This window comes from Candidatus Microbacterium colombiense (assembly GCA_029203165.1).
Lineage (GTDB): Bacteria > Actinomycetota > Actinomycetes > Actinomycetales > Microbacteriaceae > Microbacterium > Microbacterium colombiense.
Window position 1 is genome coordinate 2,878,129 of the sequence record CP119308.1, and the last position, 17,073, is coordinate 2,895,201.

16 protein-coding genes are annotated in these 17,073 nt (G+C 69.1%); 2 read left to right on the top strand and 14 right to left on the bottom strand.

The features are described from left to right. Nucleotides 1–43 precede the first annotated feature (43 nt). The 8 genes from P0Y60_13890 to P0Y60_13925 form a co-directional block, all read right to left on the bottom strand. A complete protein-coding gene (locus P0Y60_13890) occupies nt 44–652 on the bottom strand; it encodes an alkylhydroperoxidase domain protein (GenBank protein WEK60393.1) in 609 nt (202 codons plus the stop codon). Continuing rightward, nucleotides 649–1,275 (bottom strand): CMD domain protein, encoded by a 627-nt coding sequence (locus P0Y60_13895; GenBank protein ID WEK60394.1) that lies wholly within the window; start codon nt 1,273–1,275, stop codon nt 649–651. Before P0Y60_13895 ends, P0Y60_13890 begins: the two co-directional genes overlap by 4 nt. Continuing rightward, nucleotides 1,272–2,294 carry a putative FMN-dependent luciferase-like monooxygenase gene (locus P0Y60_13900; protein WEK60395.1) on the bottom strand — a complete coding sequence of 341 codons (1,023 nt, stop codon included), beginning with the start codon at nt 2,292–2,294 and terminating at the stop codon, nt 1,272–1,274. Before P0Y60_13900 ends, P0Y60_13895 begins: the two co-directional genes overlap by 4 nt. Continuing rightward, nucleotides 2,291–3,919, bottom strand: coding sequence for an ABC transporter ATP-binding protein (locus P0Y60_13905; protein ID WEK60396.1), 1,629 nt, complete (start codon nt 3,917–3,919; stop codon nt 2,291–2,293). The genes P0Y60_13900 and P0Y60_13905 overlap by 4 nt, the downstream gene beginning before the upstream one ends. After that, nucleotides 3,916–4,809 (bottom strand): ABC transporter permease, encoded by an 894-nt coding sequence (locus P0Y60_13910; protein WEK60397.1) that lies wholly within the window; start codon nt 4,807–4,809, stop codon nt 3,916–3,918. Before P0Y60_13910 ends, P0Y60_13905 begins: the two co-directional genes overlap by 4 nt. Then, nucleotides 4,806–5,792 carry an ABC transporter permease gene (locus P0Y60_13915; GenBank protein WEK60398.1) on the bottom strand — a complete coding sequence of 329 codons (987 nt, stop codon included), beginning with the start codon at nt 5,790–5,792 and terminating at the stop codon, nt 4,806–4,808. Before P0Y60_13915 ends, P0Y60_13910 begins: the two co-directional genes overlap by 4 nt. Nucleotides 5,793–5,808: 16 nt before the next feature. Next, nucleotides 5,809–7,443 carry a TIGR04028 family ABC transporter substrate-binding protein gene (locus P0Y60_13920; GenBank protein ID WEK60399.1) on the bottom strand — a complete coding sequence of 545 codons (1,635 nt, stop codon included), beginning with the start codon at nt 7,441–7,443 and terminating at the stop codon, nt 5,809–5,811. A 152-nt stretch (nt 7,444–7,595) separates the two neighbouring features. Further along, nucleotides 7,596–9,005 carry an NtaA/DmoA family FMN-dependent monooxygenase gene (locus P0Y60_13925; GenBank protein WEK60400.1) on the bottom strand — a complete coding sequence of 470 codons (1,410 nt, stop codon included), beginning with the start codon at nt 9,003–9,005 and terminating at the stop codon, nt 7,596–7,598. Nucleotides 9,006–9,111: 106 nt separating this feature from the next. Between P0Y60_13925 and P0Y60_13930 the strand changes: the two genes are divergently transcribed. Beyond that, a complete protein-coding gene (locus tag P0Y60_13930) occupies nt 9,112–10,119 on the top strand; it encodes a Gfo/Idh/MocA family oxidoreductase (protein ID WEK60401.1) in 1,008 nt (335 codons plus the stop codon). Beyond that, a complete protein-coding gene (locus P0Y60_13935) occupies nt 10,112–11,083 on the top strand; it encodes an NYN domain-containing protein (GenBank protein ID WEK60402.1) in 972 nt (323 codons plus the stop codon). Before P0Y60_13930 ends, P0Y60_13935 begins: the two co-directional genes overlap by 8 nt. Here P0Y60_13935 and P0Y60_13940 read toward each other — a convergent pair. The 6 genes from P0Y60_13940 to P0Y60_13965 are packed head-to-tail and all read right to left on the bottom strand — an operon-like array spanning nt 11,080 to nt 17,073. Next, on the bottom strand, nt 11,080–12,315 hold the full coding sequence (locus P0Y60_13940; protein ID WEK60403.1) for an MFS transporter: 1,236 nt from the start codon (nt 12,313–12,315) through the stop codon (nt 11,080–11,082). The two genes, P0Y60_13935 and P0Y60_13940, sit on opposite strands and share 4 nt — an antisense overlap. Nucleotides 12,316–12,327: 12 nt before the next feature. Then, nucleotides 12,328–13,341 carry a sugar phosphate isomerase/epimerase gene (locus P0Y60_13945; protein WEK60404.1) on the bottom strand — a complete coding sequence of 338 codons (1,014 nt, stop codon included), beginning with the start codon at nt 13,339–13,341 and terminating at the stop codon, nt 12,328–12,330. Further along, complete coding sequence (locus P0Y60_13950) at nt 13,338–14,297, bottom strand: sugar phosphate isomerase/epimerase (protein ID WEK60405.1); 960 nt, start codon at nt 14,295–14,297, stop codon at nt 13,338–13,340. The genes P0Y60_13945 and P0Y60_13950 overlap by 4 nt, the downstream gene beginning before the upstream one ends. 30 nt (nt 14,298–14,327) lie before the next feature. After that, nucleotides 14,328–15,275 (bottom strand): sugar phosphate isomerase/epimerase, encoded by a 948-nt coding sequence (locus P0Y60_13955; GenBank protein ID WEK60406.1) that lies wholly within the window; start codon nt 15,273–15,275, stop codon nt 14,328–14,330. Between the two features lie 17 nt (nt 15,276–15,292). Next, nucleotides 15,293–16,120: a carbohydrate ABC transporter permease gene (locus P0Y60_13960; protein ID WEK60407.1), complete on the bottom strand. Its 828-nt coding sequence runs from the start codon at nt 16,118–16,120 to the stop codon at nt 15,293–15,295. Then, nucleotides 16,117–17,073: a sugar ABC transporter permease gene (locus P0Y60_13965; protein WEK60408.1), complete on the bottom strand. Its 957-nt coding sequence runs from the start codon at nt 17,071–17,073 to the stop codon at nt 16,117–16,119. Before P0Y60_13965 ends, P0Y60_13960 begins: the two co-directional genes overlap by 4 nt.

Below are 17,073 nucleotides of genomic sequence, written 5' to 3' on the forward strand. Positions count from 1 at the left end.
CCGGGCGTGATCACACCTCCCGGGCGTGATCGACGAGGTGTGATCAGGCGGGCGCGACCGGGCGACCGATCGACAGCATGAGCCGGTTCGCCCAGTTGAAGAACGCGGCGCCGTGGATCACATCGGCGATCTCGAGGTCGTCGAGACCGATCGCACGCAGCCGCGTGATCTCGGCCTCACCGAAGGCGTTCGGCGTATCGGTGAGCGCGACGGATGCCGCGACGATCGCGTTCCACCGCTCTCCGAGATCGGCGCCGACGCCCTCGTCGAGAAGCTGATCCACCTCATCGGTGCGCTTGCTGTAGTGCGCGGCGAAGCGCGAATGCACCGAGGCGCAGAACACGCAGCCGTTGCGTCGGGAGGCCGCGGTGGCTGCGAGTTCACGATCCGCGCGGGGAAGGCCCTCCGCCACGTTGTAGAAGATGTCCTTGTCGACCAGGGTGCGCGCCTTGAGCACCTCGGGGTCGCGGGCGAGCAGGCGGAAATAGTCGTTCTTCGCACGTGCCGCGTCGACGAGTCCCTCATAGTGCCGCGGCGTGAGCTCGTCCTCCGCGAGTGGGGCGAGATGAGGCACCCAGCCGACCTCGGAGCGGGTGAACGCGTGCGGGTGCGGGGCGTCGTGGTGCAGCAGCGCGCTGCTCGCGGTGCTCATGCGGCCTCCTCCTCGGAGTCGGAATCGGAGTGCGCGGACAAGCCCGCCGCAGCGAGCACCCGCAGCCCGGTGATCACACGCTGCTGGAAGGCGAGGAACGACACCAGTTGCGACAGGGTGACGATGCCGTCGGCCGACCATCCGGCCGCCGACAACCGCCCGAGGTCGGCGCCGGACGCCTCACGCGGGCGCAGCACGAGCAGGTGCGCGTGCGCGAGCGCGGCGGCAAGGCGTTCGCCGAGCGCTGCGGTCACGGCATCCGAGGGCACGTAGCGCGACCCGTCCGTGTTCTCCCGCTGCAGTCCGAGCTCGGTGTACGCGCCGAACGGTCCACTCACGGCCGCAGCCGCTGCCTCGGCGAGCACGACATTCGCCCGCTCCGCATCCGCCTGCCGCGCACGATCCGCATAGAAGACGGCCGTCTCGTCATCGCCCCCGCCGAGCGCGGTCGCGAACGCCGCGACGAGCTCGCGCTCCTCCTGCGACACGTGCTCCACCGAGACCGGGCGGAAGAGCGCGTCGAAGCTGGCCTGCAGCTGCTCCCTGGTCACCGGGCGGCGACGACGCAGAGCGTCGAGCTCCGGCGTCACCCCCGCGATCTGATCGACGATGTCCTGTGTCATGCCTTCTCCTTCAGTGTGGGGTTCACGGTGTAGCCGAGCGCCGGGGCGACCTGTTCGGCGAAGAGCTCGATGGAGCGCAGTACGTGGTCGTGCGGAGCATCCACCGAATGCACCTGGAACGCGACCTCGGTCGCGCGGGCGAGCGTCGCGTCGGCGGCGAGCGACTCGGCGACCTGCTCCGGCGTGCCGAGGTGGGTGTCGAGCGCGGAGATCAGCTCGTCGATGCTGTCGTCGCCGGGGATCGTCTGGCCCTGACGGCGGAAGCCCTCGGCGGCGCGGCGCAGACCCACCTCGGCGAACCGCAGCGCCTCGGCGCGGTCGTCGGCGACGAACACAGTGCGCGATGCTGTGATCCGCGGGGCGACGCCGCCGGGGAGGGCATCGAGGTACGCGTCGATGATGGGGTTCTGCACGTCCGCGAGTGAGGCGTGCAGGGCGTCGGGGCGACGAGGCTGCGTGCGCGACAGCAGCAGACCGTGACCGTGCACGCCGGCGCGATGGCCGCCCGGTGCCGAGAACGTCGCCTGCCAGATGCGTTCGTCGAGCGTGGACGCATCGGGGTAGAGGGCGTTGCCCTCGCCGATGTCGCGCCCTCCCAGCGCGTCGAGCAGCACGCCGAGCTTGCGGTCGTAGGTGGCGGCCTTGTGACGTACGTCCTCTCCGAACGGCGAGAACGACGAGGGCGTACCACCGCTGCCGAGACCGAGATCCAGGCGTCCGCCCGACAGCAGATCGGCCACTGTCGCGTCCTCCGCGACCCGCACCGGGTCTTCGATCGAGAGCGTGATCACGCCGGTGCCGAGGCGGATGCGGGAGGTCTGCGCTGCGACGTGGGCGAGGAACACCAGAGGCGAGGGAAGCCCTCCCTCCGCGGCGTGGAAGTGATGCTGGGCGACCCACGCCCGGCCGATGCCGTGGCGCTCGGCGTGCTGGATCTGCGCGGTCGCGAGGGCGTAGCGCTCCGCGGGGGCGGCATCGTCGAGCAGGCGGGTGAAGAACGCGATGGACGGTGCGCTCATCGGGAGACCTCCGTTCGTCCGGGAACCGCGGCGAGCAGCTCCCTGGTGTAGGCGTGCTGCGGGGCGTGGAAGAGCTCTTCCGTGATCCCCTCCTCGACGATCCGGCCGCGGCGCATGACCGAGACCGTGTGGCTGATCCGTCGCACGACGGCGAGGTCGTGCGAGATGAAGAGGTAGGTGAGTCCGAGCTCGTCCTGCAGCGAGGTGAGCAGTTCGAGGATGCGGGCCTGCACGGTCACGTCCAGAGCGGACACGGCCTCGTCGAGCACCACGATCTCGGGGTCGATCGCCAGGGCGCGGGCGATCGCGACGCGCTGGCGCTGGCCGCCCGAGAGTTCCCGCGGCGTGCGCTGTGCCACATCCGCCGGGAGCGACACCCGGTCGATCAGGGCGAGAGCGCGCTGCTGCCGTTCCTTGCGCGAGCCCACACCGAAGTTCTGCAGCGGCTCGGCGATGATGTCGACGATCTGCTGGCGCGGATCGAGCGAGGCGAACGGGTTCTGGTAGACGAGCTGGATGCGACGCCGCAGCGCACGCAACTGCTTTCCTGAGGCGCCGGTCACATCGTCACCGTCGAGCAGGATGGATCCCACCTCCGGCCGGAGGAAGCGGGTCACGAGGCGTGCCGTGGTGGTCTTCCCCGACCCGGACTCCCCCACCAGCGCGTGCGTGGTGCCACGCCGCACACGGAACGAGACGTCGTCGACCGCGCGGAACCGCTCCCGCCCTGCGACGGAGAACTCCTTGACCAGACCCTCGGCCACAATCGCGAAGGGGTTCTCCGCGGCGACCGCGGCCGCATCCCGCAGGAACGGGGGCGCCTCCGGACGGCGGAACCCGGTCGTGAACGCCGGCGCGTCGGCGAGGAGCTGTCGCGTGTAGCCGTCGCTCGGCGCAGCCAGCACCTCGGCGCTCGATCCCTGTTCGACGATTCGGCCGTCCTTGAGCACGACCAGGCGCTGCGCACGGTCGGCGGCGACGCCGAGATCGTGGGTGACCAGCAGGATGCTCGTGCCCTCCTCCTGGCGCAGCTCGTCGAGCAGATCGAGCACGCGACGCTGCACGGTCGCATCCAGTGCGCTGGTGGGTTCGTCGGCGATCAGCAGCCGCGGCCGCAGCGCGATCGCGGTGGCGATCAGCACCCGCTGGCGCATGCCGCCGGACAGCTCGTGCGGATACTGCCGCGCGCGCAGGTCGGGGTCGTCGATGCCGACGCGGTCGAGCAGCTCGATCGCCCGTGCACGCCGCGAGCGCCGGTCGCGGTGCCCGTGCAGCCGGAGGATCTCCTCGACCTGCGCACCGATCGTGCGCACGGGGTCGAGCGAGGTGGTCGGATCCTGCGGCACTAGGCCGATCTCGGGTCCACGGATGCTGCGCAGGGCGCGATCCGTCCATCCCGCGATCTCCAGGTCGCCGAGCCGCACGCTGCCGCCCTCGACACGTCCGCCGGCGGGCAGCAGCCCGAGCAGCGCGTGCGCCGTGGTGGATTTCCCGGAACCCGACTCGCCCACGAGCGCCAGGGTCTCGCCCTCGCCGATCTCGAACGAGACACCGTGCACGACATCGCGCGGCCCGGAGCGGGTGGCATACGAGACCCGCAGGTCGCTGACGGCGAGAACACTCATCGTGACGCCCTTCCGATCCGGTGACTGATGCGGTTCGCGCTCAGCACGACCGCCACGACGACGAGCCCGGGCAGCGCGGTCAACCACCAGGCCGTGCCGATGTAGTTGCGGCCGTCGGCGATCAGCAGACCCCATTCCGGGGTGGGCGGCGGCGCGCCGTAGCCGAGGAAGCCGAGCGTCGAGATCGCCAGGATCGCGCTGCCGAACTGCAGGGCGGCGAGCGCGACGATGGGCGTGAGCGAGTTCGGGAGCACATGACGACGCAACACCGTGAAGAACGTGGCGCCGCTGCCGTAGGCCGCCTCGACGTACTCGGTGCGTCGTACGCGAGCGACCTCGGCGCGCATGAGTCGGGCGAAGGCTGCGATGCTGCCGAGGCCCACCGCGATCGCGGCGTTCACGGTGCCGAAGCCGAGCAGGATGATCACCGACAGCGAGAGCAGCAGGCCGGGGATGGCCAGCAGCACGTCGACGATGCGCATGAGCACGTCGTCGACGACGCCGCCCAGCGCCCCGGCGATCGCGCCGAGCAGCGTGCCGAGTGCGAGTCCGACGGTCACGGCGATGAGTGCTCCGGACAGCGAGTGCACCGCGCCGTGCACGACACGGCCGAACAGATCGCGCCCGAGCGTATCGGTGCCGAACCAGTGCGCGGCGCTGGGCGGCAGGAGCTTGTCGGCGGGCGTGCCCGTCAGCGGGTCGCCGGGGGCGAACACCCCGGGGATGATCGCCCAGAGCACGGCGAGTGAGACGACGGCGACCGCGAGGTACAGACCCCAGGAGCCTCCGCGCAGGCGGCGCACGCGCTTCGGCGCCGTCGATGCCTGCACGATCGGCGCGGGACCCTGCTCGTCGGCGGTCGGACGGGGAGTGAGAACGGGGACGGTCATGCCGACACCTCCTGGAGCGTCGTCGTCTTCGCGGTGGTGGTCGGGGTCGCTGCCCGCGCGACGCGGCGCTGGCGCGGATCGATGAGCGGCGTGACGAGGTCGACCGCGAAGCTGATCAGCACGAACCCGAGCGCCGAGAGCAGCACGACGCCCTGCAGGACGGGGATGTCCTGATTCGAGACCGCCTGCTCGGTGAGTCGTCCGATGCCGGTGCGCCCGAAGACCGTCTCCGTCACGACCGCACCGCCCACGAGTTCACCGAACAGCACACCGGCGATCGTCAGCGTGGGCAGCGTCGCGTTACGGGCCACCGAGCGGGTGAGCACCCACAGCGGCGGCGCACCCTTGGCCCGCACGACCGTGATGAACGGCTGCGCCTGCACCTGGTCGATCGCACGCACCAGCACCTGGGCCAGCGGCGCGGAGATCGGCACCGCGAGCGTCAGCACCGGCAGGATCAGGCCGGCCACCGGATCCGCACCGACGATCGGCACCCAGCCGAGTCCGAACGAGAACACCTGGATCAGCAGGATGCCGAGCCAGAACACCGGTACGGCCACGAACAGTCCAGGCACCTGACGCAGGCCGTCGCGCAGCCACGCGAGCGGCGCGAGGGAGGAGAGTCCGGCGATGAGGATCGCGATCAGCAGTGCGACGACGAGGCCGAGCGAGGCCAGCAGGAGCGTCGCGGGCAGCGCCTCCGCCAGCATCGTCAGCACCGGGGTGCCGAACTGGGTCGAGTAGCCGAAGTCGCCGGCCAGGAAGCCGAGGCCCGCGTGCAGGTACTGCTCCCACCAGGGCAGATCGGCGCCATAGGACGCGCGGATGCTGTCCAACTGGTCGGGAGACAGGCCAAGGCTCGGATCCGAGAACTTGATCAGGATCGCATCTCCCGGCAGCAGCTGCAGCAGGAAGAAGGTGGCCGTGAAGGCCGCGATCAGTACGATCGCGGCCTGCCCGGCTCGTCGGAGGACGAAACTCATCAGTGATCCGTGTGCATCAGTGCTCGGCGAGCCACACGCCGGAGAAGGTCGGACGACCCACCGACTCGAAGGCGACGCCCTGCACGTAGGTGGCGGCGCCGTACACCTGCGGCTCCTCGAACAGCGGGATCACGTACGCCTGCTCGGCGATGTAGTCCTGCACGGCCTGCGAGGCGGCGATGCGCTTGTCGGCGTCCGGCTCGGAGGCGACGGCGAGCAGCAGCTCGTCGAGCTTCGCGTCCTTCGAGATCAGCACGTCGCGGTTCTTCGTGAAGTACTGGCTCTTGATGACGTCGAGATCCGCGCGGCCGACCATCGAGTGGTAGAAGCCTGTCTTCAGCGGATCACGGGTGTCCTCCGCGGCACTGCCGGCGTCGCCGGGCTTGACCTTGAGCTCGACGCCGATCTTCGCCAGCTGCTGGGCGACGAGTTCGAGGGTCTGCTTCGACAACGGCTGCGGCTTCGCCTCGTACACCGTGATCGACAGACGCTCGCCGTCCTTCTCGCGGATGCCGTCGGAGCCGGCGACCCACCCGGCCTCGTCGAGCAGCTCGGTCGCCTTGTCGGGGTCGTAGGCGTAGTGCGCGGACTCGTCCTTGTAGCCGACCGCCTGCGAGGACAGCACCGAGGTCGCCACCGGGTAGTTCTCGGTGAAGAGGGTGTCGACGACCTCCTGCGCGTTCACGCCGGCGATGATCGCCTGACGCACGCGGATGTCGGTGAGCAGCGGGTTCTCCGGGCGCAGCGCGATGGAGTTGTTCACGCCACGCGTCTGCGGGGCGTAGAGCGTGAACCCGGCGCTCTCGACACGGTCCTCGTCGAATGCCTGCACGTAACGCACGTAGTCGGCCTGACCGGCCAGCAGCGATCCGATGCGCACCGAGTCCTCCGGGGTGACCAGCACGTGCACGGCGTCGACGTAGGCACGACCCTGGTTGTCGGCGCTGTCCGGCGCCCAGTCGTAGTCCTCGCGGGTCGTCAGCGTGTACTCGGTGCCGAGCTTCTCGTCGGTGACGGTGAAGGGGCCAGATCCGATGATCGCCTCGGCGTTGCCCGCGCCGAAGTCCTCGATCGTGCCGTCGAGCGTCTCGGGCGAGAGCAGCCCGGAGTTGATGGTCGACGTCGCCTGCAGGAAACCGGGCGACGGTGCCGTGAAGTGGAACGTCACGGTGTCCTCGTCGACCACATCGCTGCTGGCGTAGTTGTTGATCGCCTCCGACACCGTGAGTCCGCGGTCGGCATCGCCGAGGCCGTAGGTGTCGAAGTTCTTCTTCACGGCTTCGGCGTCGAGCGGGGTGCCGTCGGAGAACGTGACGTCGGACTTCAGGTTGAAGGTGTACTCGGTGGCGTCATCGTTCACCGTCCAGTCCGTCGCGATCCACGGCTCGATCTCGAGCGACTCCGGGTTCTGCCAGGTGAGGCGGGCGGCGATGTTGTTCACGATGCCGCCGTTCGGATAGAACCCGGCCTGCGGCGGGTACAGGTTCGTGTACGCCTGGTGCTCGAGGTAGGTGAGCGTGCCACCCGTGATCGGGTCGCCTCCCTCGGCCGGGGCATTCGACGAGGTCGGGGAGGTGGAGCAGGCGGCGAGTCCGGCCGCCATCACGAGCGGGAGGACGACGGCTGCGGCGCGGACGGTGCGGCGGTTCATGCGGGGGCCTCCTGAAGGGCTGGGATGCAGGGTGTGGGTCATGCTGTGGTGCACGGTGTGGTTCACGTTATTGAGAGCGCGGAGCGCCAGGCGACCGTGTCGTCACGGGCCGTCGCCACCGGACACCGGACGACTCCGGACGTCACGCGACGTCATGCGCTTGCCGTCACGAGGGCCGATTCCGTAGAGGCGTGATCGAGAGGGGCACGACCGAGATCGAGCCGTTCACGCAGGGTCTCGCCGTCGCGGCCGAGCAGCCCTCGTCGTCGCAACTCGGGCGCGGCAAGACGGGTGAACGCCTCGAACTGCGCCGGTTGGAAGGCGGAGAGCACGTTGAACCCGTCAGCGGCACCCTCGTCGCGCCAGGTCTCGAAGTGGTCGGCGATCGTCGCCGCTCCGCCCACCACGAACGCCGCGGGCACGGCGTGCGCCGCGACGAGGTGCCGCCAGGCGAGCGGATGCCGCGTCGCCACACCGAGCCCGGCGATGCGCGCCAGTCTTTCGATCAACGCGTCACCGGTCGCGCCGAGCCGCGAGGCCTGATCCGCGGTGACCTCGTCGTCGAACGCGGCGTCGCGCAGCGGGTCGTCTGCCGAAACGGCGAACGCGTCCGCGAGGGCTGCCACCGAGCGGTTCGCCGGGAAGGCGGTGCGCTCGCGCTGGTGACCCTCCGCGAGAGGCACGAGGGCGAGCAGCCGCTCCACGATGCGATGCGCGTCGGCGTCGGTGTCGGCGACCACGGGCAGCACGGGAGCGATGACCTTCAGCGATTCGGGGGCGCGACCGGCATCGGCGGCGAGCGCCCGCAGGACGCGGCGCACCTCGATCGCGTCGGTGAGCGTCGGCGCGGCGATCAGGGCGAGATCCGCCTCGCTCGCCGCCAGCGCGCGCGACCGAGGAGATGTGCCGGCGTGCACGATCGGGATCTGCCCCTGCGGCGGCCTCGCCACATTGAGCGGACCGCTGACACCCAAGTGCGCGCCCTGGAGTGCCGCGGGGCGTAGTCCGTCGGGGTCGATGAGCACCCCTCGCTCGGCATCCGCGATCCAGGCGTCCTCACTCCACGAGTCCCACAGCCGGCGCAGAGCCGTGACGAACTCCTCGGCGCGGTCGTAGCGGTTCTCGTTGTCGGCATGGGCATCACGACCGTGGTTGCCCGCGGCGCGCGGCTCGGCACCGGTGACCAGGTTGACGCCGGCGCGCCCCCGGGTGAGCACGTCGAGCGAGGCCAGCGACCGCGCCGTCGTGTACGGATCGGCATAGGTGGTGTTGACCGTCGCGATCAGACCGATGCGCGAGGTGATGCCCGCGAGGAACAGCACCGCGCTGACAGGATCGATGCGGGCGAGCAGATACGGATCGCGGAACTCCAGATCCGGCCCGGTCGCCAGCCAGTCGCCGAAGAACAGGTAGTCGAGCCCGGCATCCTCCCCCGCCTTCGCGACACGACGCAGGATGTCGGCGTCAGCGGCGGGATCGCGGTGGGCCCCGTCCTGTCGCCAGCCGGAGGGATACGCGCCGAGCGTGCGCACCATGGCGCCGATGATGAGAGGTTCGGTCATGCCCGTCACGGTAGGAGTGCACCGACGCGGGTGAGAAGCGTCATGAAGTCGCAGGTCACACGGCGCAACAGTCCGACACACGAGTCGCACCCCCTACGCTGAGAGGATGACTGGTCTTCGTTGGGGAATCCTCGCGACCGGCGGCATCGCCGGCGCCTTCGCATCCGATCTGCGCACGGCGGGGCTCGACCTCGTCGCCGTCGGCTCCCGCTCTCAGGAATCGGCCGACGCCTTCGCCGCACGCTTCGACATCCCGCGCGCGCACCCCTCCTACGAGGCGCTCGTCACGGATCCCGACGTCGACATCATCTACGTGTCCACGCCGCACCCGATGCATCACGCGAACGCACGCCTGGCGCTGGAGAACGGCAAGCACGTCCTCGTCGAGAAGGCGTTCACGCTGAACCGCGCCGAGGCCGAAGACCTGCAGCGGCTCGCCGCCGAACGCGGACTGCTCGTGACCGAGGCGATGTGGACGCGGTATCTGCCGCACATGGTGCGCGTCCGCGAGATCATCGCGGAGGGCACTCTCGGCGAGATCCGGGCGGTCAGCGCCGACCACACGCAGCTGCTGCCGTCCGACCCGACGCACCGCCTCAACGCCCTCGAACTCGGCGGAGGTGCGCTGCTCGACCTGGCGATCTACCCGCTGTCGTTCATCTGGGACATCCTGGGCGCACCGACCAGCATCCACAGCGTCGCGCGTCTGATCGAGACCGGCGCCGACGCCGAGGTCGCCACGGTCATGACCCACGAGGGCGGCGCGGTCTCCACCAGCCTCTCCTCGTCACGGGCCGCCGGCCCCAACACCGCCGTCATCCTCGGCACCGCGGCACGCATCGAGATCGAGCGCTTCTTCTGGGCGCCGTCGGTGGTGCGCGTCCTCGACCCCGAGGGCGTCGTGATCGAGGAGTTCGACGGTCGTATCGACGCCGAGACCGCGGGGCGCGGCATGGAGCACGAAGCCCGCGCCGCCGAGCGCCTGGTGGCCGAGGGACTGCTGGAGGGCGATGTGCTCCCGATCGCCGAGAGCGTCGCGATCATGGGCGCGCTCGACGAGATCCGTCGACAGATCGGGGTGCGGTACCCCGGAGAGGATGCCGGCAATGGCTGAGGTCACCGACTCCCGCGTCGCGGTCTATCTCGACTTCGACAACATCGTCATCTCCTGGTACGACCGGGTGCACGGGCGTAACGCCTATGCGAAGGATCGCCAGCGCATCTCCGAGCAGCCGAACGACCCCGAGATCGCCGAGCGGCTCAGCCAGGCCATGATCGAGGTCGGCGCGATCATCGACTACGCCGCCTCCTTCGGCACCCTGGTACTCACCCGCGCCTACGCTGACTGGTCCTCTCCCGTGAACGCGGTGTATCGCTCGCAGCTCGTCGCCCGCGCGGTCGATCTTGTGCAGCTCTTCCCCGCCGCCGCCTATGCGAAGAACGGTGCGGACATCCGTCTCGCGGTCGACGCGGTGGAGGACATGTTCCGTCTTCCCGATCTCACGCACGTCGTGATCGTCGCGGGCGACAGCGACTACGTGCCGCTCGCGCAGCGCTGCAAGCGTCTGGGCCGCTACGTGATCGGTGTCGGCGTCGCCGGCTCCACCGCGAAGTCGCTCGCAGCCGCATGCGACGAGTTCGAGGCGTACGACTCGCTCTCCGGTGTCGTACGCCCGATCAAGGCTGCTCCCCCGGTCGCCACGCCCGTCGTCGAGACACCCGCGGAAGCCACCGCCGACGCAGCGGCCGAGGCGGTCGCCGAAGCGCCGAAGACCAAGACCCGCTCGCGGGCCAAGGCCAAGCCCGCTGCCGCCAAGGCCGAGCCGCCCAAGCTCGACGAGCAGGAGGAGGCGACCCAGCTGCTCGAGCGCGCGCTGCGCCTCGGCCACGACAAGGGCGATGCCGACGAGTGGTTGCACAGCTCGGCCGTGAAGACGCACATGCGGCGCATGGATCCGTCATTCAGCGAGAAGGCGCTCGGATACCGCTCGTTCTCCGACTTCCTGAAGTCGCGCGACTCGATCACCGAGCTCGAGGAGACGGGGCACGAACGCCTCGTGCGCCTGCGCGAACACTAGGGCGTCGAGCGCAGGGCCCGCCAGGAGAGCGCGGCGGCGAGCGCCGTGATGATGCCGACGGCCGCGAAGGCGAGACGCGGATCGGTCGCGTCGGCCAGCGACCCCACCAGGAGCCCGGTCACCACGGTCGACCCGGGCAGCGCCATCGCCCACAGTCCCATCACGCGCCCGCGGATCGGCGCGGGAGTCGTCAACATGACGTAGGCGTTGGCGCGGGCGATGAACCACATCACGACCGCGCCGACGGCTGCGAGACCGACGAACAGCATCGGCAGCGTCCACGAGACGGCAGAGAAGATCACGGCTGCGGCCATCGCGACGGCCATGCCGCGCACCTCCGCGCTGCGCGGCATCGTCGGTCCGGTCGCCGAGAAGAAGGCGCCGGGCAGCGCACCGAGGCCGAAGGCGACGGCGAGCGCGCCATAGGTGCCGCCGTCGCCGCCGAACACGTCGACGACGACGAGCGGGATCACCACCGCGATGTTGTAGCAGGCGGCCGCGCACACCGCGAGCAACAGGGTGCTGCGGATAGCCGGTGTGCCCATCGCGAAGCGCCACGCGCCTGGCACGCGGACGTCGGTTGTCGCGTCCGGGGCGGTGTCGGGCGAATCCGCAGAGCGCAGGTGGAGCGAGAGCAGCACGAAGATCGAGGGGATGAACACGACCGCGTTCACGACGAAGCACCAGGCCGCGTCCGACACCACGAGCAGGATGCCGGCGATCGCGGGCCCCAGCACGCGGGAGCCGTTGATCAGCACCTCGTTCATGCTCACGGCGCTGGTCATCCGCTCTCGTCCGACGATGTCCATCACCAGCAGCTGCCGCGCGGGGTTGTCGGCGGCGAACGCCAGTCCGTGTGCGAGCGAGAGCGCCGCGAGCATCCAGATCTCGAGCACTCCCCCGAAGGTGAGCGCCGCCAGCGCTCCGGCGACGAGCATCTGCGCGACAGCGGTGACGAGCAGCACCGACCGGCGTGTGTACCGATCGACGAGACCGCCGATGAACGGACCGAGGATCAGCGTGGGCAGCATCATGCACGCCGTGACCGCACCCAGCGCCATGCCGTCGCCCCCGAGCTCGACCACGAGCCAGGCCATCGCGATCTGCGACGCAGCACCTCCGGTGCCCGACAACAGCTGCGCGATGCTCCAGCGACGGTAGTCGCGGATGCGCATCGCCTGGAACGACCGGGTCAGCGCCTCGCGCGTGAAACGGTCACGCCACGACGGCATCAACGACGTCCCTCACTGATTGCTGAAGGCCGCGTCGAAGGACGCGGTGGGCTTCGGCCACAGCAGCGACCGCACGAAACCGACGGCCTCGGCAGCACCGTGCAGTCGGTCCATGCCGGCGTCCTCCCACTCGATCGAGATGGGGCCGGTGTAGCCGATCGCGTCGAGAGCGCGGAACGAGTCCTCCCACGGCACGTCTCCGTGCCCGGTCGAGACGAAGTCCCAGCCGCGCCGAGGGTCACCCCACGGCAGGTGGGAGCCGAGCACACCCGCGCGACCGTTCTGCGGACGCATCCGAGTGTCCTTGCAGTCGACGTGGTAGATCCGATCGGCGAAGTCGACGATGAAGCCGACCGGGTCGATGTTCTGCCACATCATGTGCGAGGGGTCCCAGTTGAAACCGAAGGCTTCGCGGTGGTCGATGGCGTCCAGGGCGCGCACGCTCGACCAGTAGTCGTAGGCGATCTCCCCCGGGTGCACCTCGTGGGCGAAACGCACGCCCTCGCCGTCGAACACGTCGAGGATCGGGTTCCAGCGGGCGGCGAAGTCCTCGAACCCGGCCTCGATCGCCGAAGCGGGCACGGGCGGGAACATCGCCACATACGGCCAGATCGACGACCCCGTGAAGCCCACGACCGTGTCGATGTCGAGCTTGCGGGCCACCCGCGCCGCGCGCTTCATGTCCTCCGCCGCACGCTGCCGCACGCCCTCGGCCTCGCCGTCGCCCCACACGTGGTCGCGCAGGATCGCCCGGTGGCGGAAGTCGATCGGCGCATCGCACACGGCTTGACCGGCGAGATGGTTCGATATCGCGAAGATCTTCAGCCCGTGACGGTCGAGGATCTCCCGGCGCGATGCCAGGTACGCGTCATCCTCGTCGGCACGTTGCAGGTCGAGGTGGTCGCCTGATGCCGCCACCTCGAGTCCGTCGTATCCCCACGATGCGGCGAGCCGGGCCACCTCCTCGAACGGCAGGTCGGCCCACTGCCCCGTGAACAGGGTGACGGGATGCGTGCTGGTCATCATGCGCCCTTCGGATAGTTCTCCGCGATCCAGGCCCAGCTGGTCTTCGCGCTGGCGAACGGCTCCATGCTCGGCTTGTCCACCTCGATGATCACATCACCGGCGAAGTCATCCGGCAACCCGGCGAGCGCGTCGACGATCGGCACGTCCCCGAGTCCGGGCTCGAGGAAGAAGCGCCGACTCATCACGTCGAAGTACGGCGTGTGTGTCGCGCGCGCCTCCGCCGCGATCGCCAGGTCCATGTCCTTCACGTGCAGGTCGGAGATGCGGTCGGCGTGCGCGGCGACCCACGCCACGACATCCGCCCCGGTCCAGGCCAGGTGCCCGATGTCAGGCCCCGCGGCGAGGAGAGAAGGCGAGATCGCGTCGAGCACGTATTCGTACTCGTCCTCGGTCTCGACCCAGGTGCCGACGTGGTTGTGGAGCGCTGCCGTCACGCCCTCGGCCTTCAGCACCTCGGCTGCCTCGCCGATGATGTTCGCGACCCGGTCGAGTCGCGCACGGTCGAAGGCGTGACCGATCGCGGCCGCGTCATCGATCCGCGGACGCCCAGGCGCCATATCGGCTGCGAGGAAGACGCGGTCGAGTCCCATGTAGGTCGTCTCCTCGGCCCGGCGGCGGATGCCGTCGAACCAGCGGAAGTGCGACTCGGCGTCACCGGAGTGGTCGCGGTCGAACTCCTCGGGAAGCCCGATGTGCACGTAGCCGGGCGAGAGCCGGAGCCCCGAGTCCGCCACGACGCGGGCGTAGCTCTGCAGCGTCTGCGTGGGCAGCACCTCGAGCATCACCGACGAGTATCCGGCCTCGGCGACCTGCCCGAGGATGACGGGCTGCTTGGGCAGGAAGCTCGACAGATCGAACTCCCATCCCACGCTTCCCGGTTCGCCCGTGGACTCGCCGAGCGAGACCGTGATCCACTGCAGCGTGTTGAGTGAGAAATGATCCTGTGTCAGCGCCATCGCTGGGCTCCGTCCTTCGCCGTCTGTCGTTCAGGAACCGGTGACGTCGGCGACCCAGGCCGCCGTGTGGCGGGCGCTCGCCACCGGATCCATGCTCGCCCTGTCCACCTCGATGATGATCCATCCACCGAAGCCGTCGGGCAGTGCCGAGAGGGCGCCGACGATGTCGACCTGTCCCAGGCCCGGCTCGAGGTAGAGCCCCAGGTCGGTCGCACGCTCGTAGCTGAGCCCCTCGTCGCGGCTGCGGCGGGCCAGGTCCAGGTTCAGGTCCTTGACGTGCAGATCCTGCACGCGATCCGCCCACTTCGCGATGGTCTGCGTGGCGTCGATGGCCGCCCATTCCAGGTGGCCGATGTCGAAGGATGCTCCCAACCGCGAGGCGTCGATGCTGTTCAGCACGTGCTCGTACTCCTGCTCGGTCTCGATCCAGGTGCCGACGTGGTTGTGCAGGCCCGGGCGCACGCCCTCCGCATTCAGCACGTCGACGGCCTCGTCGATCAGATCCGTGAGCTCATCCAGGCGGTCCTGCGAGAAGTCGTACCCGACGGCCGGCTTCTTCCACCGGATCGCGGTCTGGTCGACCTCCGCGGCGAGGAAGATGGTCTGCAGACCGAAGTAGTTCGACTCCTCGGCCTTGCGGCGCACCGCGTCGAACCAGTGGATGCGCTCGAACGATCCGCGCTCCAGGCGCCCGCCGTGGTCGCTCGCGAGCGGCACCTGCACGTAGCCGGGGGCCAGCTCCAGGCCGGACTCCTTCACCATGGCGGCGTAGTTCTGCAGCGTCTGGGTGTCGAGGACCTCGAGCATGGTGGCCGAGAACCCGGCATCCCGGATCTCGGCGAGCACCTGCGGGTACTCGGCGACGAACGAGGGATCCGCGAAGCGCCACAGGCTCGCACTGTCGAGATCGGTCGGGTCCTCCTTGACGTTGATCCACTGGATCGCGTTGAGCGCGAACTTCAGGTCTTTCATCTGCATGACGGGTCCGTTCGGTTCTACTTCAGTCCCGCGGTGGCGACACCCTGGATGAAGTACTTCTGGAGGAAGAGGAAGAGGATGAGGATCGGCAGCAGCACGACCACGGCGCCGGCGAGCAGCAGTCCGAAGGAGATCGTGTTGGATGCCTGGGATGCCACGGACAGACCGACCGGGGCCGTGTAGGTGTCCTGCGACTGGGCGACGACGAGCGGCCAGAGGAAGTTGTTCCACGAGGTGAGGAACGACAGGATCGCCACCGTCGCGAGTCCGGGGCCGGTGAGCGGGAGGAAGATCCGGAAGAACAGTCGCCCCTCCCCCGCACCGTCCAGGCGCGCGGCCTCCATGAGCTCGAACGGCACACCGTGCGCGAACTGACGCATGATGAACACGCACAGCGGCAGGATGAGCACGGGAAGGATGATCGCGACGAGCGAGTTCACGAGTCCCATCTGCACGACCACGACGAACTGCGGCACGAACAGCGCCACGTACGGCACGATCATCGAGATGATCACGAGCGGGAAGACGAAGTTCTTCCCCCGGAACCGCAGCTTCGCCAGGGCGTAGCCGGCCATCGCGCTGAAGAGCACGTTGCCCACGATCGCGACGCCCGAGACGACGAAGCTGTTCATCATGTATGTGCCGAACTCGCGGTCGGCGAACAGTTGGATGTAGTTGTCGATCTGGAAGGACTCAGGGAACCAGGCCCCCGGGTTGCCCAGGAACTCCGCCTGCGTCTTGAAGGATCCGAAGAACACCCAGACGAAGGGCAGGAGCATGAACACGGTGACGACGGTGAGGGCTGTGTAGTTCAGCGCCTGACGCGACGGAGACAGAGTCTTCAATGTTTCGGCCTCAGCAATCGGAACTGGACGATCGCGACGATGCCCACGAGCAGGAGGAGCAGGACGGATCCGGCCATCGAGGCCGACACGTTCCCGAATCCGAACTGTTCGTAGACCCAGACCGCGATCGATTTGGTGGAGCCGAGCGGACCGCCCTTCGTCAGCAGGTACGGCTCCTCGAAGATGTTCAGGAACGACACCGTCATGAGGACGGTGATCAGCAGTGTCGTCGGGCGCAGGAGCGGCAGCGTGATCGACCAGAGTCGGCGCCAGGTTCCGGCACCGTCGGTCGCGGCGGCCTCGTAGATCTCCTCCGGCACGGCCTGGAGACCGGCGAGGAACAGGATCATGCACGTTCCGGTGGTGCGCCAGACGCCCATGAGGACGACGGTGGTCACGGCCCAGCCGGGCTGCCCCAGCCAGTTCGGCTCCCCGATGCCGAGGTCGCCCAGCGTGGAGTTCACCGGCCCGGTGATCGAGAACGCGTACTGCCAGATCACTGCCGCCGCCACGATGTTGGTGATGACGGGGATGTACACGGCCGCACGGAAGAACGTCTTCAGGCGTCGGATGCCGTTGTTGAGCATGAGCGCCAGCGCGAGGCCGAGTCCCATGCTGATCGGAACACACAGCACGACGAACATGATCGTGTTGAAGAAGGCTCCCTGGAACCCGGGGTTCGCGATGATCTTCGCGAACCCCTCGAATCCGGTGAAGTTGACCCCCAGCGGGTCGCGGATGTCCCGCGCGGTCATGTCCGTCAGGCTGGCGCCGATGGCCAGGATGGCGGGGATCGCGGTGAAGAGCAGGAAGAGGGCGAGGAACGGGGAGAGGAAGAGCCACGCCGTGGTGGTCTCCGCCCTGCTCCCCTCGCGCATCTTCCTGGTGCCTCCGGGGCGTCGTCGGGTAGACGCCCCGGAGGTGACCATGGTGCGAGTCGCTGTGGTGGACAT